Consider the following 16,503-nt stretch of genomic DNA (forward strand, 5'->3'; position numbering starts at 1 on the left):
GCGGCCGATCAGGCCGTGATGCGGCGGGCGGGATCGACGGTCCCGTCGCTGCGCACGCCCGCGCGGGCAAGGTCGCCGCGCATATGGCCGGTAAGGAAGCGCACCCACATCAGGAAATCGGCGCGTAGCGACCAGAGCGGATAGCGAAAGGTCGCAGGACGGTTGCGTTCGACGAGGCCATGGCCTGCCCAGGCAAAGCCATAGCCCGCAACCGGCAATGCCAGCGCCAGCCACCAGCCCCCGATAAGCGGCGCGCTGGCCACCATGGCGACGACCAGGCTGGTGCCCGCATAATGGAGCGCGCGCGTGCCCGGACGCGCATGCTCCTGAAGATAATAGGGCCAGAAATCGCGAAAATGACGCATCACTCTCCCCCGAATTTTATCCGTTCCCCTGTAACGTGCGGGGGCGCGCGCGATTAAGTCTTTTGCGCCGATCCGTGCGCCCTTTCCGGGGCATAGAGAAAATAATCATAGGCCGCGCGCGCGGCTTCGGCGATAATACGGTCGCGCGACTTGTGCCCCTTGCTGTCCTTCATGACGAAGGCGACGACGGCGAAGCGGCGGCCATCGGGCAGGCGCACGACGCCGACATCATTGCCGGTGCCGTTGAGCGAGCCGGTCTTGTGCGCGACGGCGGTGCCGGGCGGCAACATGCCGATGATCCGCCCCTTGCCGGTTTCGCAATGCGCCATGATGGTGAAGAGCCGCTGAGTGCTGTCGGCCGACAGCGCCTTGCCCGATTCATAGGCGGTGAGCAGGTCGAGCATCGCCCGCGGGGTGGAGGTATCCTCAATTTCCGTCGCGAAAGCGAGATTGGGAAGGTCGCGCAGGTCGCGGCTGACAAGCATGGGATCGGCGCGGCGGGCGGCGTCGGCATTCTGGCGGAAACGGCCCGACAGTGGATGGATGCCCATGGCACGATAGAGAAGATGCGCGGTATCGCTGTCGACACGCAACCCGTCGACGCCAAGCCCCTTGACGAAATGCGTGATCGCGGCCGGCCCGCCGGCGCGCGCGACAAGCACGTCGGTGGCGTTGTTGTCGCTTTTTTGCAGCATCAGTTCGAGTAGCCGCTGGACCGACAGTGACGCGCCGGGGCGGGAAAACATCCACGCGATACCGCCCTCGCTCGCCAGCGCGGGGTCCAGCGCCAGTTGATCGTCCAGCCGCACATCGCCCGCGTCGATCAGTGCGAAGATGCGGCCGGCGACCGCCACCTTGTAGGCGCTGGCCATGGGAAAGAGCGTGTCGCCATTGATCGCCTGCGTTTCGCCGGTCTGAAGATCGCGCACGGCAATACCAACTGTCCCGTCCGACAAGGTGGCGAAGCGTTCAAATTCGCCCAGCAGCTTGGCCTGCGCCGACTGTTCGACCAGCTTGCGCGGCGGCGGGCCAAAAGCGTCGGCGCTGGGCAAAGGCGCGAAGAAGAGGCCAAGGCCCGCGAGCGCCGCGCCGCAGCGGGCAAGATGGGCGCGCGAAACCTGCGCGCGGACGGCGGTGAGGCCGGAGAGCGAAAAGCGGGAGGCGGAGGGCATGACCCTGTCCTTGCGCAAGCCGGCGCGCATGGCAAGCCCCTGCACAGCCTCCAGCGGTTGACGCGCCGCAATTGGCCGACCATCACCCCACGACATGAGCCCCCCTCTCCTGCTGCCCGGCGCCTGGGCCACCGCCCTGTCCGGCCGGATCGACGACACCGACCTGACCGCAATCGCGCAATTTGTGGAGGACGAAATGGCGGCGGGAAAGCGCGTCTTTCCAGCGCAGGACGATATCTTTCGCGCCCTTACCCTTACCCCGCCGGAGGCCGTCAAGGTCGTGATATTGGGCCAGGACCCCTATCATGGCGAGGGACAGGCGCATGGATTGTCCTTTTCCGTGCAGCCGGGCGTGCGCACGCCGCCGTCGCTGCGCAACATCTACAAGGAGTTGCACGCGGACCTGGGGATCGCACCGGCCGGTCACGGGCATCTGGACCATTGGGCGCGGCAGGGCGTACTCCTGCTCAACAGCGTGCTGACGGTGGAGATGGGCAAGGCCGCGTCGCACCAAGGCAAGGGCTGGGAAAAGCTGACCGACGCGATCGTGGCGCAGGTGGCGGAGCGGGTGGTTCCGAGCGTGTTCCTGCTGTGGGGCGCCCATGCGCAGCGCAAGGCTGGCGCGATCGACGAAGCGCGCCATCTGGTGATCCGGTCCGCCCACCCTTCCCCTTTGTCGGCGCACGGAGGCTTTCTGGGATCGCGGCCCTTTTCGCAGGCCAACGCCTTTCTGGAGGTGCAGGGGCGTGGCGGCATCGACTGGGCGCTGCCGCCAATGGAAACGGACATGCCCCGATTACTGTGACACCGGGCCGGCGGGAGCGAACGGCGAACCGGCAGGGCGACAGGAGCGAAGTTCACAATGTCGTGGGGCTTTTTCGGCCCGAAGCGACCACTACGCGCCTGCGAAGCGACCACGAAGCGACACCCAAGCGACAGGGCTGAAAGCGCCGAGGCCCTGTGCGATTGGCCGATATCGGGCGGATTGGTGCTGATGCCGAGGATGGCCGCGACTTCCCTATCGAAGGCGCGAGCCGGAGATGAATCCCCGCCTGCGCGGGAATGACGGGATGAGACGCGTTGGTTCACCGCAAAGGATAGATCAGACGAAATCCTATATGGGAAGGCTTTTTATCGGCGCGGCGAAGAGACCAGCGCGCGGGAAGCGAGAATGTGGCAGGTAACAGCGACCGTTCCTTATCATCGTCCTCGCGAGGGCGGATAGCCGCCTCTCCTGCGCCGCATTTGCGCTAACGTTCGCCGATGGGTTTTCGCTTTGTCCTGCCGCCGTTCTTAAGGTGGTGGAAATGACGGAAAGGGTGGGTTGCGGACCGTCTGCTATCAGCGAAAAAGTCAGCGTAGCCGCCGCTACCGTCCGATCAAGATCGCTTCTTCGACCTCTCGGTCCATTAAGCGAGCGATGCTGATACGGAATAGGTCAAGGTCGGGGTAGTTCGTAGTGAACCACCCGCGTGTGCGACAGTTAGGCTTATCTTCGTCAGCAATCTCATATCGAACCGCGAGGTCGCCGCGATTGTTCGCAGGCGCAATCTCAAGGCGCAGGATCAAGTCCTCGCCTTCCTGCATTTCATAGCCCCATTGCGCTGCGATTGGATTTTCTACCGTAATGGGGAAGGCACTCAGAGCCTCGCCAAACTCCCTCACGTCCTGCCATTGAACCCAAAAGCCCCCTTTGCCTGAAAAGTGATCAGTTTCCACGTCTATGGACAGGCGGCCGAAATCATCTGTCGGCTTCTTGGAATTGAAGAAGCTGGAATCATATTGATAGCGAAGAGAGAGCTTGCTCATGGAACTATACTTCGCACTTCACCGCAACGTCTGCAATCGGGCGTGGAGAAACTCCAGAGGAACGGCGATGTTTGGTCGCCTTCAGACCAGTAGCTTCATTCTGAGTGCCAATGGATGAAAGCCCAACCTGATAAGAAGAGGCCGAACGATAATATCGCAAGGCCCCACCATTCCAGAGTTTCAGGAACGACATGAAATGAGAGCGCCATCAGTGGTGCTTCAATCAAAAGAAGGGCGGCGATGGTCAACCACGCCGTCAGATTAAGAGGCAGGTAATTATATCCGAGCCAACGCCGAAAGCGGGGTTTGTTCATGGGTGTATAGTAGCAGCACATCCAACGTCCGCAATCGGGGCGCTGCGTCGAGCAACTGAACGGCAAAAACTGGTCGTTAGCGCTAGCCCCCCGCCAATTGAGCAATGCCCCCAACGGCAAGGCCAGCCAGAACCGCTCCAACAAAAACAGCGTATCCGACCATAGCTTTTCGGCCATACCCTTCGTGTTGTGGCTTCCTTCTAAAGCCCGAAGCCCACATTGGTAAGAAATAACGGCTGGCATAAAGGTGGGCTGATACCCCCACGAACCAAAAGGCTATGAACAGCCATTCCAAAATCTGCACCAGTGCGCTCATTGTGGGCCTGTATCATGAAATTCAATGTCCGCTAACAGGCCGATATCAAGGCTGGCTGAGAGGCAAGAATTGGTCGAAACGCGAACGTCACGTTCACTCCGAGATCAGGTAACGCATTGGACCGCGGCATTCGCACAAAGAGGAAGAGTGGCGCACGCTCAGCCGGCGACGGGGGAAAGCCGCCATCTGGCCTTTGGCCGACCATCTTCCCTTCCGGGGGCGGAAGCCGTGATGGTGGCGGCATCGGATGGCGAAAAAAACGGCCCGGCATGGTGGCCGGGCCGTCCAGTGCTTCCACCCACGCGCGCGGAGGAAGTATATGTGTCTCCGCGCGATGGCTGTTGTCGCGGGCCAGCGGCCGCGAATGGGGGGGCCTGTCGATCGGGGCATCCACCGTCCCGCCATGCCATCGGGAACAGACAGGGCGAAACGGTGGACGCCGGCGCGGCTTGTCCGCGCCGGGGACGAATCAGGCCGCGAACTGGTTCATCGTATTGTGCGCGCCGCCGGCCTTGAGCGCGGCTTCGCCGGCGAAATAATCCTTGTGATCATCGCCAATGTCGGAACCGGCCATATTCTGGTGCTTGACGCAGGCGATGCCCTGCCGGATTTCCTCGCGCTGGACCTGCTTGACATAGCCCAGCATGCCTTCCTCCCCGAAATAACGCCGGGCCAGATTATCGGTGCTGAGCGCGGCGGTGTGATAGGTTGGCAGGGTGATGAGGTGATGGAAGATGCCCGCTTCGCGCGCGGCATCCCGCTGGAAGGTGCGGATGCGCTCGTCCGCTTCGCGGCCAAGATCGGTGTCGTCATAGTCGATGCTCATCAGGCGCGCGCGATCATAGGCGGTCATATCGCGCCCATCCTGCGCCCAGGCGTCATAGACCTGCTGGCGGAAATTCAACGTCCAGTTGAAGCTGGGCGAGTTGTTGTAGACCAGCTTGGCGTTGGGGATGACCTCCCTTATGCGGCTGACCATGCCGCCGATCTGGCCGATATGCGGCTTTTCGGTCTCGATCCACAGCAGGTCCGCGCCATTTTGCAGGGCTGTGATGCAGTCGAGCACGCAGCGGTCCTCGCCCGTGCCGGGGCGGAACTGGTAGAGGTTGCTGGGCAGGCGCTTGGGCCGCAGCAGCTGGCCGTCGCGGGTGATGAGCACGTCGCCATGGCCCAGCGTGGCGGCATCGACCGGTTCGCAGTCGAGGAAGCCATTATACTGGTCGGCAATGTCGCCGGCTTCGCGGACATAGGCGATTTGCTTGGTGAGGCCCGCGCCCAGACTGTCGGTGCGCGCGACGATGATGCCGTCATCGACGCCCAGTTCCAGGAAGGCGTAGCGGACCGCGCGAATCTTCGCGAGGAAGTCCTCATGCGGAACGGTGACCTTCCCGTCCTGATGCCCGCACTGCTTTTCGTCCGAAACCTGATTTTCGATCTGGATGCAGCAGGCGCCCGCTTCGATGAATTTCTTGGCCAGCAGATAGGTCGCCTCTGCATTGCCGAAACCCGCGTCAATATCGGCGATGATGGGGACGACGTGGGTTTCATAGGCGTCGATGTCATGGCTGATCTTGGCCGCACGGACTTCATCGCCGGCATCGCGCGCGGCGTCGAGATCGCGGAACATCATGCCCAGCTCGCGCGCATCGGCTTGCTTGAGGAAGGTGTAGAGTTCCTCGATCAGCGCGGGGACGCTGGTTTTTTCGTGCATGGACTGGTCGGGCAGCGGGCCGAATTCGGACCGCAGCGCGGCGACCATCCAGCCCGACAGGTAGAGGTAACGGCCCTTGGTGCTGCCGAAATGCTTCTTGATGGAGATCATCTTCTGTTGGCCGATGAAGCCGTGCCAGCAGCCCAGCGACTGGGTGTAGGCGGCCGGGTCCGCGTCATAGGCGGCCATGTCGCGCCGCATGATCCCCGCCGTGTAGCGGGCGATGTCGAGCCCGGTGTTGAACCGGTTTTGCAGTCGCATGCGCGCGACGGATTCGGGGGCGATGCCATCCCACCCCGCCTGGCCGCTGATCAGGCCGTCCGCTTTCGCAATCTCGCTTTGATAGGTCATGTCCGCATCCCTCTGTCTGAACGATATGGACGACGACTTAGACAGGTGCGCGAGTGTGAGGGATGGGGCATGGCGTTCAGTTGTCGATCTTTACAGATTTTCGATGTAAAGTTGTAAGGTCTGTTATGAGGAGGCCTTATGGCGAAGGACAGGCCCGTCTATATGGGGCCGCGATTGCGGCGGTTGCGCCGTGAACTGGGGCTGACCCAGGCCGACATGGCGGCCGACCTGGAGATCAGCGCCTCCTATGTCGCGCTCCTGGAGCGCAACCAGCGGCCATTGACCGCCGACATGCTGCTGCGGCTGGCGCGCACCTACAAGCTCGACATGGCGCAGGTGGCGGGCGATGGCGGCGCGGAACAGACGGCGCGGCTGGGCGCGGTGCTCAAAGACCCGATGTTCGCGGACATCGACCTGCCGCCGCTCGCCAGCGAGGATGTGGCGGTCAATTATCCCGGCGTTACCGAGGCCCTGCTGCGGCTCTACACCGCCTATCGCGAGGAGCATCTGGCGCTGGCCGACCGCAGCGTGGCGCGGGCGGATGCGGCCGAGGCGCCCGACCCGGTTGCGGAATCGCGCCGGTTTCTGGCGGCGCGGCGCAACAGCTTTCCGCCGCTGGACGATGCGAGCGAGCGGCTGGCGGGCGAGGCGGAGGCGGAAGGCGGTCTGGCGGCCTGGCTGAAGGCGCGGCATGGTTTGCGCGTGCGGCGGCTGCCGTCGGACGTGATGGCGGGATCGGTCCGGCGGCTGGACCGGCATCGCGACGCGGTGCTGCTGGACGATGCGCTGGACGGGGCGAGCGCGCAGTTCCAGTTGGCGTTGCAGATCGCCTATCTGGAAATGCGCAAGAGTTTCGACGCATTGTTGAAGGACGGCCAGTTCAGCGGGGACAGCGGGCGGCGGCTGGCGCGGCGGGCGCTGGCGAGCTACGGCGCGGCGGCAATATTGATGCCCTACAGCGCGTTCGCCAAGGCGGCGGAGGCGCGCGCCTATGATGTCGAGGCGCTCGGCCGCCAGTTCGGCACCAGTTTCGAGCAGACCGCGCATCGGCTCACAACCTTGCAGAAGCCGGGGCAGGAGCGCGTGCCCTTCTTCTTCCTGCGGGTCGATCCGGCGGGCAATGTCAGCAAAAGGCTGGACGGGGCGGGGTTTCCCTTCGCGCGGCATGGTGGGTCCTGCCCGCTCTGGTCGGTGCATCGCGCCTTCGAGCGGCCGCGCGAGGTGATCACCCAATGGCTGGAACTGCCCGACGGGCAGCGCTTCTTTTCGATCGCACGGACGGTCACGGCGGGCGGGGGCGGCTGGGGTGCGCCCAAGGCCGAACGTGCGATCGCGCTGGCCTGCGCGGCCGAGCATGCGCATCGGCTGGTTTATGCGCGGGACATGGGAAGCAGCGATCCCACGCCGATCGGCGTCACCTGCCGCCTGTGCCACCGCACCCAATGCATGGCGCGATCCGCCCCGCCGATCGGGCGCGAGATGATGCCTGACGATTATCGCCGCACCCGCGCGCCATTTGGGTTTGGTGAGGGGTGAGGTTCTGCGCGTTCAGTCGGCTGGCTGGCGGTAGATGGGGAGGCCGAGGCCGCGGGCGATCGCCATGGCGCGCAGGGCGAAGCCCAGCGTCGCGGCGATGAGGCCGGCGACCGGCACGTCGAGGCCGATCCAGCGCAAGGCCACGAACAGGCCCGAAGCGAAAGCGGCGGCGGTGACATAGAGTTCGGGACGCAGCAGGATGGACGGCTCGCCCGCCAGCAGGTCGCGCATGATGCCGCCGACGCAGCCAGTGACGACGCCCATCATGCCCGCAACGAAGGGTGGAACGCCGAAGCTCAACGCCTTGGCCGCGCCGAACACGGCAAAGGCGGCGAGGCCGATGGCGTCGAGCCAGTCGAGCGCGCGGTCGCTCCACCAGCGGCGCGGCGTGAACCAGACGATGACCGCCGCGCTCATGCAGGCCATGGCCGGCACCGCGTCCACGACCCAGAAGACGGGCGCGCCGATCAGGAAGTCGCGCACCGTGCCGCCCCCTACCCCCGTCACCAGTGCGAAGAAGGCGAAGGTGACGAGCGTCTGTTGCAGCCGCGCGGCCGCCAACGCGCCGGACGCGCCGAAGACGAAGGTGCCGACGATGCTGAGCGTTTCGAGCACCGGGCCGATGGACGTGGCGAGCGAGGGGGTTGGCGGGAGCATGGATGCTTTCAACTAGGTCCGGTCGGGCTGATGGCTTGGCTGGTGCCCGTTTCAAAGAGAGGCAGGGCTTCGACCTCGATCAGCCCGATCGGGAATGGCGTTTATCGTCCGCCCTTTTCGCTCGCCAGCCGGCTCATCAGGATGGCGGCGCGCTTGGCCTGGCGTTTCATGCTGGCAAGGTCGACACGCTCGGCCGGGCTGTGATCGCCAGTGGAGGCGGGGCCAAGGCCGACAAGGCCGTCCACATCCTGCGCGACGAAGGCGATGTCGCCTGCGCCACGTTTCAGCGGATCGAGCGCAGGCATTTCGGCAAGGCCAAGATCGCGGTTGACGGCGTTCAGCCGGTCGAGCAGCGCGCGATTGCCCGGCGTCGGCGCCATGGAGGGATAGCCAAGGTCAAAGGCGATGGTGGCCGACGTCCCGGGCAGATGATCCTGCCCGACAATCTGCTGCATCCTGGCCTGCACGCGTTTCGTCTGCTCTTCGCTCAAGGTGCGGAAATCCCCCTTGGCGACGGCGATGGGCGGGATGATGTTGGTCTTGCCGGTGACGGCGATGCGCACCCCGTCCTTGTCGACCTCCGCGCTCTGGCCGCCGCCGATCAGACCGACATTGAAAGTCAGATTGGGTTCGGGCAAATCCTGGCGAAAGCGGGTGATGATGCGAGCGATTTCATAGATCGCGCCATCGCCCGCCTTTTCCGAAAAAATGCCGGAACTGTGACCCGATTTGCCGGTGGCGGTCAGCGTCCAGCTGTTCGAGGAGCGGCGGGCGATGGCGCCCATATCCTTGCCATCCTCCTGCGAGAGGCCTTCGAAATCGAGCGCGACATCGGCGCGCTTGCCCGCTGCGATGAGGTCGGCGCGGGCGACCGAGAGAGGTTCGCCCGAATCCTCCTCGTCGCCGGTGAGCACCACCTCTATATTCGCATTTTTGAGCGTCCCTGCGGCTTGCATCGCCTGGAGCGCGAGCAGCATGGTGGCGACCCCGCCCTTATTGTCGGCCGCGCCGGGGCCAGTGGCGAAATCGCCATCGCGCGTGAAGCGCTGAAACGGCGAATCGGGTTCGAACACGGTGTCGAGATGGCCGATCAACAGCATCTTCGTCGTGCCCGGCCGCCCCTTGTGCGTGGCGATGAAATGGCCGGCGCGCTTGGCCGCATCCATGGGCTTCCACGCGACGGTGAAGCCCAGCGCTTCAAATTGCGGGCGGAGCATGTCGGCCACGGCCTTCACGCCCGCCATGTTCATCGATCCGCTATTCTGGTTGACCAGCTTTTCGAGCAAGGCGACGGTCGGCTCATAGCCCGCTTCGACACTCTCCCCCATCCTGCGTTCGGCGGGGCTGAGCGCGGCATGGGCGATCGGCGCGCCGCCCAGCAGCAGGGCGGCGCAGACGAGCGTGCGAATCATTTCGCCAGTTCCGCCTCGATCGCGGCGACCAGGGCGGGATCGTCGGGATTGGTGGTCGGCGCGAAGCGGGCGGCGACGCTGCCATCCTTTGCGATCAGGAATTTCTCGAAATTCCAGAGGACCTCAGGCGCGTCGCCGGGCGTGATGCCATAGCCGACCAGCTTTTCGCGGAACGCGTCCCCTTCCCCCTGGGCGGCCGGCTGCGCGCTGGTGAGCGCGGCATAGAGCGGATGCTTGTCCGGCCCGGTGACGACGATCTTTTCGAACATCGGGAAATCGACGCCGAAATTGGTGGTGCAGAAGGTCACGATCTCGTCATTGCTGCCCGGTTCCTGGGCGCCGAAATCATTGGCGGGAAAGCCGGTGACAACCAGCCCCTTGTCCTTGTAATCGCGATAGAGTTTCTCCAGCCCCTCATATTGCGGGGTAAGGCCGCATTTGGAGGCGACGTTGACCACCAGCACCACCTTGCCCGCATAGTCGGCGAGGCTGGCGTCATCGCCCTTGATGGTCTTGAGCGGAATTTGCTGGATATCGGCCATGTCGTGTCTCCCTGAAAAATCGCGATGGGCGCGACCTTGGCATCAAATGGCCGCGCCGAACAGATGCCCCGCGCCCGCGGTGACGGCCATGGCGAGCGCGCCCCACAGAAGCGTACGCAGCACCGAGCGCGGCGGACTGGCCCCGCCCAGCCGCGCGCCGACGAAGCCGAGCAGCGCCAGGCAAGCGAGGCAGATGGCGACGATGGCGGGAATCGCGGTGGCGGCGGGCGTCAGGGCGGCGGCGACCACCGGCGGAGTCGCGCCCGCGGCAAAGCTGGCGGCGGAAGCGAGCGCGGCCTGGACCGGACGCGCGGTCGCCAGGTCGGAAATGCCCAGTTCATCGCGGGCATGGGCGCCGAGCGCATCGGCATCCATCAATTGCTGCGCCACCTGCCCCGCGAGATCGGGGGTCAGGCCGCGGTCGACATAGATGTCGCGCAGTTCGATCCATTCGGCATGCGGCTGGATGCGCAGCGCCTTTTCTTCCTTGGCCAGGTCGGCGCGTTCGGTGTCCGACTGGGCGCTGACCGAGACATATTCGCCAGCCGCCATCGACATGGCGCCCGCGACCAGCGCGGCGATGCCCGACAACAGCACGGACTGGCCGGAGGCGCCCGACGCGGCGATGCCGGTCATCAGGCTGGCGGTCGAGACGATCCCGTCATTGGCCCCCAGCACGGCCGCCCGCAACCAACCGACGCGGTTGACATAGTGGACGGCATGATGTGGCGGGGCGGTGATGCTGCTTTCCATCGGCTTCCTTCCGGTTCCGATGGCACAGTGGCGCGACACGGTCGCGAAGTCGATCCCCGCGATGGCATGGGGCGCAAAGAGCATCCGACCATAGTCGTAGAAGAGGCCCGGGCCGATTGCGCGGGGCCGATGGGGCGCGATAAGCCCCGGACTTCGGGCAAAAGGGAGGACGGCGATGAGGATGATGATGCGGCTCCTGCTGGCAATCGCCGCCCTGTTCGTCGCGCCGGCCGCGATGGCCGAAAGCCAGTTCAAGCTGCTCGTCTTCGCCAAGGCGAACACCTACCATTATGAATATATCCCGATCGCGCGCGACAGCCTGGAGCAGATGGCGCGGCTGCACAGTTTCGAGCTGGTCTGGACGCGTCACCCGGAAAGTTTCGACGAAGACCTGAGCCAATATGCGGCGGTCATGTTCCTCAATTCGCCCGGTGAGGAATTGAATGCCGGGCAGCGCGCGAAGTTCGAAGCCTATATGCGCGCCGGCGGCAATGCGATGATCGTCCACCGCGCGGCGATCACTCCGCCGGGCGAATGGCCCTGGTATGAAAAGCTGGTCGGCCGGCGCGTCGGGGTGCATCCGATGGTGCAGACCGGCGTCGTGACCGTGGAGGACCGCAATTTCCCGGCGGCCTTCGCCCTGCCGGATCGGTGGGTATGGAGCGACGAATTCTACGTCACGGCCAATCCCTTTGACGTGCGGATCAACACCGTGCTGGGGGTGGATGAAAGCAGTTACGACCCGACCAAGATCTGGCCCGGCCAGGTGTCACGCCCGATGGGCAAGGACCATCCGATCGCCTGGTATCATATGTACGAAAAGGGACGCGTATTCGTGACCACGTTGGGGCATGAAGGGGCGATGTATCGCGATTACACCTATCTGACGCATTTGATGGGCGGCATCTACTGGACGGCGACCGGGCGCGGCCAGGCGGCGACCAGCAAGCCCTGAACAGGTTGCGTCAGCCCGCCAGCCCCTCCGCCTTTTCCGCGAGGTCGAGCCAGCGTTCCTCCGCCGCATCCTTGTCGGCGCGGGCCTGTTCTATGGCTTTGGTCAGCGCGGCGAATTTGTCGGGATCGCGGGTGTAGAGCGCCGGATCAGCGAGCGCGGCCTCATCGCGGGCGATCGCGGCTTCCAGTTCCTCGATCCGCCCCGGCAGCAGATCAAGATCACGCTGGTCCTTGTAGCTGAGCTTGGCGGAGACGGGCTTGGGCGGGGGCGGCGGCGCAGCCTCCTTCTTTTCCGCCTTCGCGGCCTTGCGCGGATCGCGCTTGGCAATCCAGTCGGCATAGCCGCCGACAATGACGTCGACCGTTCCCGACCCGTCGAGGCCGAGCGTCACCGTGACGGTGCGGTCGAGGAAATCGCGGTCGTGGCTGACGATCAGGACGGTGCCGTCATAATCGGCGATGACTTCCTGGAGCAGGTCGAGCGTTTCGAGGTCGAGGTCGTTGGTCGGCTCGTCAAGCACGAGCAGGTTCGATTCGCGGGCGAATTCGCGCGCGAACAGGAGCCGCGAGCGTTCGCCGCCCGACAGGGTGCCGACCTTCGCTTCGGCCAGACCGGGGTCGAACAGGAAGTCCTTCAAATAGCCATGGACGTGCTTTCGCACCCCGCGCACGTCGATCCAGTCGCCCCCTTCGGCCAGCACGTCGCGGACGGTCTTGTCGCCTTGCATCAGGCTGCGCTGCTGGTCGATGAAGATCATGTCGAGCGTCTTGGCGAGCGTCACCTCGCCGCTGTCGGGCGCAAGCTGGCCGGTCAGCAGCTTGAGCAATGTCGATTTGCCAGCGCCATTGCCGCCGACGATGCCGATGCGGTCGCCGCGCTGCACGCGCAGGGTGAAGTCGTTGATGATGGTGCGATCGCCGAACGCCTTCGTGACATGCTCGGCCTTGATGACGCTCTTGGTCTTGCTGTCGTCGCTGGCGACGGCGATCTTGGCGGTGCCCTGCGGCCCCTGCATCGCGGCGCGCTGGGCGCGCATCTCCCATAGCTTGGCGAGGCGGCCCTGGTTACGCTTGCGCCGGGCGGTGACGCCGCGTTCCAGCCAGTGCGCCTCGATCTTGAGCTTGGCGTCCAGCTTTTCGGCCGCCCGCGCCTCCTCGGCGTAGACCGCCTCCATCCATTGTTCAAAACCGCCAAAGCCGATCTCGTTGCGGCGCATCGACCCGCGGTCGAGCCAGAGCGTCTGGCGGGTAAGGCGCGTCAGGAAAGCGCGGTCGTGGCTGATGACGATGAAGGCGCCATTGTAGCGCGCCATCCAGTTTTCGATCCAGTCGATCGCCGCGATGTCGAGATGGTTGGTCGGTTCGTCGAGCAGCAGCAGGTCGGGTTCGCTGGCGAGCGCGCGGGCGATGGCGGCGCGGCGGCGCTCACCTCCACTCGCGGTCTTCGCTTCGCGCGACAGGTCGATGCCGAGCTGATCGGCAATCGCCTCCACCTCATGCGCGGGGGGCGCATAATCGCCGGCCAATGCGAAATCATGCAGCGTCGCAAAGGGCGTGACGTCAGGGTCCTGTTCCAGCGTGATGACGCGCGCGCCCGGCTGGACCGAGCGGGTGCCTTCGTCCGGTTCGATCTGACCGCCGATGAGCTTGAGCAGCGTCGTCTTGCCCGCGCCGTTGCGGCCGATGAGCGCCAGCCGGTCGCGCTGGCCGACATGAATGTCGATATTGCGGAACAGCCAGTGCGTACCCTGGCTGAGGCCGAGATTTTCGAAGGAGAGGATGGGAGCCGCCATGGCGGTGCAGCTAGGGGGTAAGGCGCGGCAGGGCAAGTGGGGAACCGGAAAGCTGTCGCACGGCTTTCAACGCTGCACAGCGTCCGTTCATCGCATCCCCGCCAATTGCGGATGCAGCGATTTCTGCAGAGGAGACCCATAGATGAAATCCGCCCTCGCCCTGATGGCGCTTGGCGCCGCCGCGATTCCCGCAGCCGGCTTCGCGCAGACCAGCGTCACCATCGCGGAGACCGCGCCGGTCGTGACGCTGAACGTCACCGAAAGCGTCGAAGCCGCGCCCGATATCGCGACCGTGGGCACCGGCGTCCAGACTCGCGCGCCGACCGCGCAGGCGGCGATGCAACAAAATGCCGCGCAAACGGAAAAGCTGATCGCGGCGCTGGCCAAGGCCGGGATCGCCAAGAAGGATATCCAGACCAGCGGCATCAATCTGAGCGCGCAATATGATTATAATAATCAGGATGGCCAGCCGCAGGGACCGCGCTTCATCGGTTATGAGGCGTCGAACCAGCTGACGGTAAAGCTGCGTGACATCAAGCGCGTGGGCGCATCGCTGGACGCCATGGTGGCGGCGGGCGCGACCAATATCAGCGGGCCGAACTTCTCGATCGACGACCCTTCGCCCATGCTGGTGCAGGCGCGCGGAGCAGCGCTCAAGAGCGCGAAGGCGCAGGCGGATTATTATGCGCAGGCGGCTGGCTATCGTTCCGCGCGGCTGGTGTCGATCAGCGAGAGCAACAACGGCGGGCAGCCGCCCATGCCGATGATGCAGAGTGCCCGGTTCAAGGCTGATGCCGCGCCGGTGACGCCGGTGGAGCCGGGACAGGTTAGCGCGTCCGTGACGCTGACCGTCCAATATGCGCTGGACAAATGACGCGCTGAACCCGCCGTCATTCCGCGATGCGCCAGCGCAGGGCCGCCCGGTCCGCGCTGGCGCCTTGGGTCAGGCGCACATCAATGCCGCGATCGGCGAAGGGTTGCGTCAGGGCGGCATGATCATCGCCGCCTATGGCCATGTCTATCGGCAGGCCGATACGCTGCGCGGCCCATAAAGCGAGCGCCAGCGTTTCGGCATTGGCCGGCGCGCCATCTTCGTTGAGCGCGATGCTAGGCAGCGGCAGCACGGGCGGTTCGACCTCTATCGTCCAGCCCGGCGCCATGGCGGCGGCGCGCTGTTCGAGCACGCGGTAGGTGGCAAGGCCCGCTTCAGGGAGTGGCCGCGCGCGCACCAGCGCCCGCTTGCGCCCGGTGTCGATGGTGACGGCGTCGGGATCGACCCCGGCGATGAGCGCAAGCCGGTCGGTCAGGCGATCGACCTGGCCCTGCACTTCGCGCCGCGCGGTCTGGACGGCGAGCAGCTGGGCGTTTTCGGTGTCGGTCCCTTCGCCAACGCGAATCTGTTCGATGTCGAGCGCGACCGGCTGGCCCAGCATGTCGCTGAGCACCCGGCTGGCGCGCGAGGTCGCGTTGCGTTCATAGCGGCTGGTCAGGACGCTGGCGGTAACGGACAGCGGCCGGGCGTCGAAATCTATGTCGAGCTGCGAGATACGGGCGTCATCGGCAAATTCGCGGCGGATGACGTCGCGCGCTTCGCGAGCGGCATTGGATTCCCAGGCGATCTGGCGCAGCGACAGGCCGAGCGGCACCGCGAGCGCGAAGAAGATCACGCCGATGAAGACGCTTTGCATCCAGCTTTGCCGGGGCGAGAGTTCCCGGCCAAAGCCATAGAGCCGCGCCATGATGCCCGCCGCCAGTGCAATCGTCACGAAGTTGGTGAAGAAGAGCAGAAACGCGCCGCCCGCCACGGTGGCGTTGAGCGTCGCGACACCAAAGCCGACGGTTGCGAGCGGCGGCATCAACGCGGTGGCGATGGCGACGCCGACGATCGTCCCCGCCTTGCCCCGGATCATCGCATAGGCGCCGGCGAGCGCGGAAAAGAGCGCGACCATGAGGTCGAACAGGTTGGGCCGGGTGCGCGCGGCGATTTCGGTCGTCACCGTCTGAAGCGGGGAGAGAAGAACGATGAAGGCGGTGAAAAGGATGGCGATGAGCGCGCCGACTGCGAGCGTGAAGAGGGTACGGCGAATTTCGCGCGAATCGACGGTGGCGAGCGCGAAGCCAAGGCCCACGATCGGCCCCATCAACGGTGAAATGAGCATCGCGCCGATGACGACGGCCGGCGAGGAGAGCAGCAGCCCCAGCACCGCGATGCCCGCCGACATGAGGATCATGAACGCGTAGCGCGGGCTCCACCCGTCATCCTCGCGCACCCGGTCCACCACCGCCTGATGGTCGATTTCGCGGATCACATGGCCGCGCCACCAGCGGGGCACGGCGCGCCAGAGTGGCGGATCGGCGACGGGCCTTTCGTCCTGCATCATCATGAGACAAGGCCATAATCGAGCATGGCGCGGCTTTCCAGCCACCTCCGCGCAGCCATCATTCACCACCTGTTCAATGGACCGCACCTATGGCATGCCCATGACGATGAAGTGGAAAAGCCTGACAGCCGGCACCGGCATGCTGGTGGCCGCCATTGTGACGATCCCCGCCGCCGACGCGGGCGGACGCCGGGACGAACAGGATGCCGCCCGCCGCGCGATGCTGGACGGGCATGTCATGCCCTTTTCCATGATCAAGCGCCGCGTCGACGCCGCGGTGGGGGGCGCGACCTATGTCGGGAGCGAGTTCAATCCGTCATCCAACCGCTATCGCCTCAAATATGTGAAGAACGGCAAGGTCATGTGGGTTGATGCCGACGGCCGGACGGGCGATATTATCGCGATGGCGCGCTGACCCCGCGCTGCACCCTGGTTAT

General features: G+C 65.0%; 16 protein-coding genes. 5 read left to right on the forward strand and 11 right to left on the reverse strand.

The features are described from left to right. Window positions 1–8: 8 nt before the first annotated feature. Both LL253_RS01875 and bla read right to left on the reverse strand, forming a co-directional pair. Window positions 9–365 (reverse strand): DUF962 domain-containing protein, encoded by a 357-nt coding sequence (locus LL253_RS01875; protein WP_228220651.1) that lies wholly within the window; start codon window positions 363–365, stop codon window positions 9–11. A gap of 53 nt (window positions 366–418) precedes the next feature. After that, window positions 419–1,567 carry a class A beta-lactamase gene (gene bla / locus LL253_RS01880; RefSeq protein WP_228226097.1) on the reverse strand — a complete coding sequence of 383 codons (1,149 nt, stop codon included), beginning with the start codon at window positions 1,565–1,567 and terminating at the stop codon, window positions 419–421. A gap of 64 nt (window positions 1,568–1,631) precedes the next feature. Between bla and ung the strand changes: the two genes are divergently transcribed. Then, window positions 1,632–2,342 carry a uracil-DNA glycosylase gene (gene ung, locus LL253_RS01885; RefSeq protein ID WP_228225973.1) on the forward strand — a complete coding sequence of 237 codons (711 nt, stop codon included), beginning with the start codon at window positions 1,632–1,634 and terminating at the stop codon, window positions 2,340–2,342. A gap of 563 nt (window positions 2,343–2,905) precedes the next feature. Here the strand turns inward: ung and LL253_RS01890 are convergent. The 3 genes from LL253_RS01890 to LL253_RS01900 all read right to left on the reverse strand — a co-directional run bounded on the left by LL253_RS01890 (window position 2,906) and on the right by LL253_RS01900 (window position 6,038). Continuing rightward, window positions 2,906–3,346 carry a hypothetical protein gene (locus tag LL253_RS01890; RefSeq protein ID WP_228225974.1) on the reverse strand — a complete coding sequence of 147 codons (441 nt, stop codon included), beginning with the start codon at window positions 3,344–3,346 and terminating at the stop codon, window positions 2,906–2,908. A 95-nt stretch (window positions 3,347–3,441) separates the two neighbouring features. Further along, window positions 3,442–3,837, reverse strand: a complete 396-nt coding sequence (locus LL253_RS01895; RefSeq protein ID WP_228225975.1) for a hypothetical protein — start codon at window positions 3,835–3,837, stop codon at window positions 3,442–3,444. 608 nt (window positions 3,838–4,445) lie between these two features. After that, window positions 4,446–6,038, reverse strand: a complete 1,593-nt coding sequence (locus LL253_RS01900; protein ID WP_228225976.1) for an isocitrate lyase — start codon at window positions 6,036–6,038, stop codon at window positions 4,446–4,448. Window positions 6,039–6,176: 138 nt separating this feature from the next. Between LL253_RS01900 and LL253_RS01905 the strand changes: the two genes are divergently transcribed. After that, complete coding sequence (locus tag LL253_RS01905; protein WP_228225977.1) at window positions 6,177–7,574, forward strand: helix-turn-helix domain-containing protein; 1,398 nt, start codon at window positions 6,177–6,179, stop codon at window positions 7,572–7,574. Between the two features lie 12 nt (window positions 7,575–7,586). Here LL253_RS01905 and LL253_RS01910 read toward each other — a convergent pair whose 3' ends face one another. The 4 genes from LL253_RS01910 to LL253_RS01925 form a co-directional block, all read right to left on the reverse strand. Beyond that, window positions 7,587–8,231 carry a trimeric intracellular cation channel family protein gene (locus tag LL253_RS01910; RefSeq protein ID WP_228225978.1) on the reverse strand — a complete coding sequence of 215 codons (645 nt, stop codon included), beginning with the start codon at window positions 8,229–8,231 and terminating at the stop codon, window positions 7,587–7,589. A gap of 101 nt (window positions 8,232–8,332) precedes the next feature. Further along, window positions 8,333–9,643: a M20/M25/M40 family metallo-hydrolase gene (locus LL253_RS01915; protein ID WP_009822562.1), complete on the reverse strand. Its 1,311-nt coding sequence runs from the start codon at window positions 9,641–9,643 to the stop codon at window positions 8,333–8,335. After that, entirely contained in the window at window positions 9,640–10,185 is a 546-nt protein-coding gene (locus LL253_RS01920) for a glutathione peroxidase (protein WP_009822563.1), read from the reverse strand. Before LL253_RS01920 ends, LL253_RS01915 begins: the two co-directional genes overlap by 4 nt. A gap of 42 nt (window positions 10,186–10,227) precedes the next feature. After that, window positions 10,228–10,938, reverse strand: coding sequence for a VIT1/CCC1 transporter family protein (locus LL253_RS01925; RefSeq protein ID WP_228220643.1), 711 nt, complete (start codon window positions 10,936–10,938; stop codon window positions 10,228–10,230). 175 nt (window positions 10,939–11,113) lie between these two features. On the opposite strand from LL253_RS01925, the gene LL253_RS01930 reads away from it, so the two are divergent. Further along, complete coding sequence (locus LL253_RS01930) at window positions 11,114–11,893, forward strand: ThuA domain-containing protein (protein ID WP_228225979.1); 780 nt, start codon at window positions 11,114–11,116, stop codon at window positions 11,891–11,893. A gap of 10 nt (window positions 11,894–11,903) precedes the next feature. Here LL253_RS01930 and LL253_RS01935 read toward each other — a convergent pair whose 3' ends face one another. Then, window positions 11,904–13,685 (reverse strand): ABC-F family ATP-binding cassette domain-containing protein, encoded by a 1,782-nt coding sequence (locus LL253_RS01935; RefSeq protein WP_228225980.1) that lies wholly within the window; start codon window positions 13,683–13,685, stop codon window positions 11,904–11,906. 142 nt (window positions 13,686–13,827) lie between these two features. Between LL253_RS01935 and LL253_RS01940 the strand changes: the two genes are divergently transcribed. After that, window positions 13,828–14,559 carry an SIMPL domain-containing protein gene (locus LL253_RS01940; protein WP_228225981.1) on the forward strand — a complete coding sequence of 244 codons (732 nt, stop codon included), beginning with the start codon at window positions 13,828–13,830 and terminating at the stop codon, window positions 14,557–14,559. A 16-nt stretch (window positions 14,560–14,575) separates the two neighbouring features. Here the strand turns inward: LL253_RS01940 and LL253_RS01945 are convergent, their stop codons facing one another. After that, window positions 14,576–16,069 carry a DUF389 domain-containing protein gene (locus LL253_RS01945; protein WP_228225982.1) on the reverse strand — a complete coding sequence of 498 codons (1,494 nt, stop codon included), beginning with the start codon at window positions 16,067–16,069 and terminating at the stop codon, window positions 14,576–14,578. Window positions 16,070–16,142: 73 nt separating this feature from the next. Here LL253_RS01945 and LL253_RS01950 point away from each other — a divergent pair, with 73 nt between their 5' ends. Next, entirely contained in the window at window positions 16,143–16,481 is a 339-nt protein-coding gene (locus tag LL253_RS01950) for a hypothetical protein (RefSeq protein WP_228225983.1), read from the forward strand. Window positions 16,482–16,503: the final 22 nt, after the last annotated feature.

Origin of the sequence: Sphingobium soli, from assembly GCF_020782245.1 — a bacterium.
GTDB lineage: Bacteria > Pseudomonadota > Alphaproteobacteria > Sphingomonadales > Sphingomonadaceae > Sphingobium > Sphingobium soli.

Excerpts from the sequence above, each read along its gene's own strand:
- LL253_RS01875 (WP_228220651.1), bottom strand. The coding sequence starts at position 365 with ATGCGTCATTTTCGCGATTTCTGGCCCTATTATCTTCAGGAGCATGCG.
- bla (WP_228226097.1), bottom strand. The coding sequence starts at position 1,567 with ATGCGCGCCGGCTTGCGCAAGGACAGGGTCATGCCCTCCGCCTCCCGC.
- ung (WP_228225973.1), top strand. The coding sequence starts at position 1,632 with ATGAGCCCCCCTCTCCTGCTGCCCGGCGCCTGGGCCACCGCCCTGTCC.
- LL253_RS01890 (WP_228225974.1), bottom strand. The coding sequence starts at position 3,346 with ATGAGCAAGCTCTCTCTTCGCTATCAATATGATTCCAGCTTCTTCAAT.
- LL253_RS01895 (WP_228225975.1), bottom strand. The coding sequence starts at position 3,837 with ATGGCCGAAAAGCTATGGTCGGATACGCTGTTTTTGTTGGAGCGGTTC.
- LL253_RS01900 (WP_228225976.1), bottom strand. The coding sequence starts at position 6,038 with ATGACCTATCAAAGCGAGATTGCGAAAGCGGACGGCCTGATCAGCGGC.
- LL253_RS01905 (WP_228225977.1), top strand. The coding sequence starts at position 6,177 with ATGGCGAAGGACAGGCCCGTCTATATGGGGCCGCGATTGCGGCGGTTG.
- LL253_RS01910 (WP_228225978.1), bottom strand. The coding sequence starts at position 8,231 with ATGCTCCCGCCAACCCCCTCGCTCGCCACGTCCATCGGCCCGGTGCTC.
- LL253_RS01915 (WP_009822562.1), bottom strand. The coding sequence starts at position 9,643 with ATGATTCGCACGCTCGTCTGCGCCGCCCTGCTGCTGGGCGGCGCGCCG.
- LL253_RS01920 (WP_009822563.1), bottom strand. The coding sequence starts at position 10,185 with ATGGCCGATATCCAGCAAATTCCGCTCAAGACCATCAAGGGCGATGAC.
- LL253_RS01925 (WP_228220643.1), bottom strand. The coding sequence starts at position 10,938 with ATGGAAAGCAGCATCACCGCCCCGCCACATCATGCCGTCCACTATGTC.
- LL253_RS01930 (WP_228225979.1), top strand. The coding sequence starts at position 11,114 with ATGAGGATGATGATGCGGCTCCTGCTGGCAATCGCCGCCCTGTTCGTC.
- LL253_RS01935 (WP_228225980.1), bottom strand. The coding sequence starts at position 13,685 with ATGGCGGCTCCCATCCTCTCCTTCGAAAATCTCGGCCTCAGCCAGGGT.
- LL253_RS01940 (WP_228225981.1), top strand. The coding sequence starts at position 13,828 with ATGAAATCCGCCCTCGCCCTGATGGCGCTTGGCGCCGCCGCGATTCCC.
- LL253_RS01945 (WP_228225982.1), bottom strand. The coding sequence starts at position 16,069 with ATGATGATGCAGGACGAAAGGCCCGTCGCCGATCCGCCACTCTGGCGC.
- LL253_RS01950 (WP_228225983.1), top strand. The coding sequence starts at position 16,143 with ATGGACCGCACCTATGGCATGCCCATGACGATGAAGTGGAAAAGCCTG.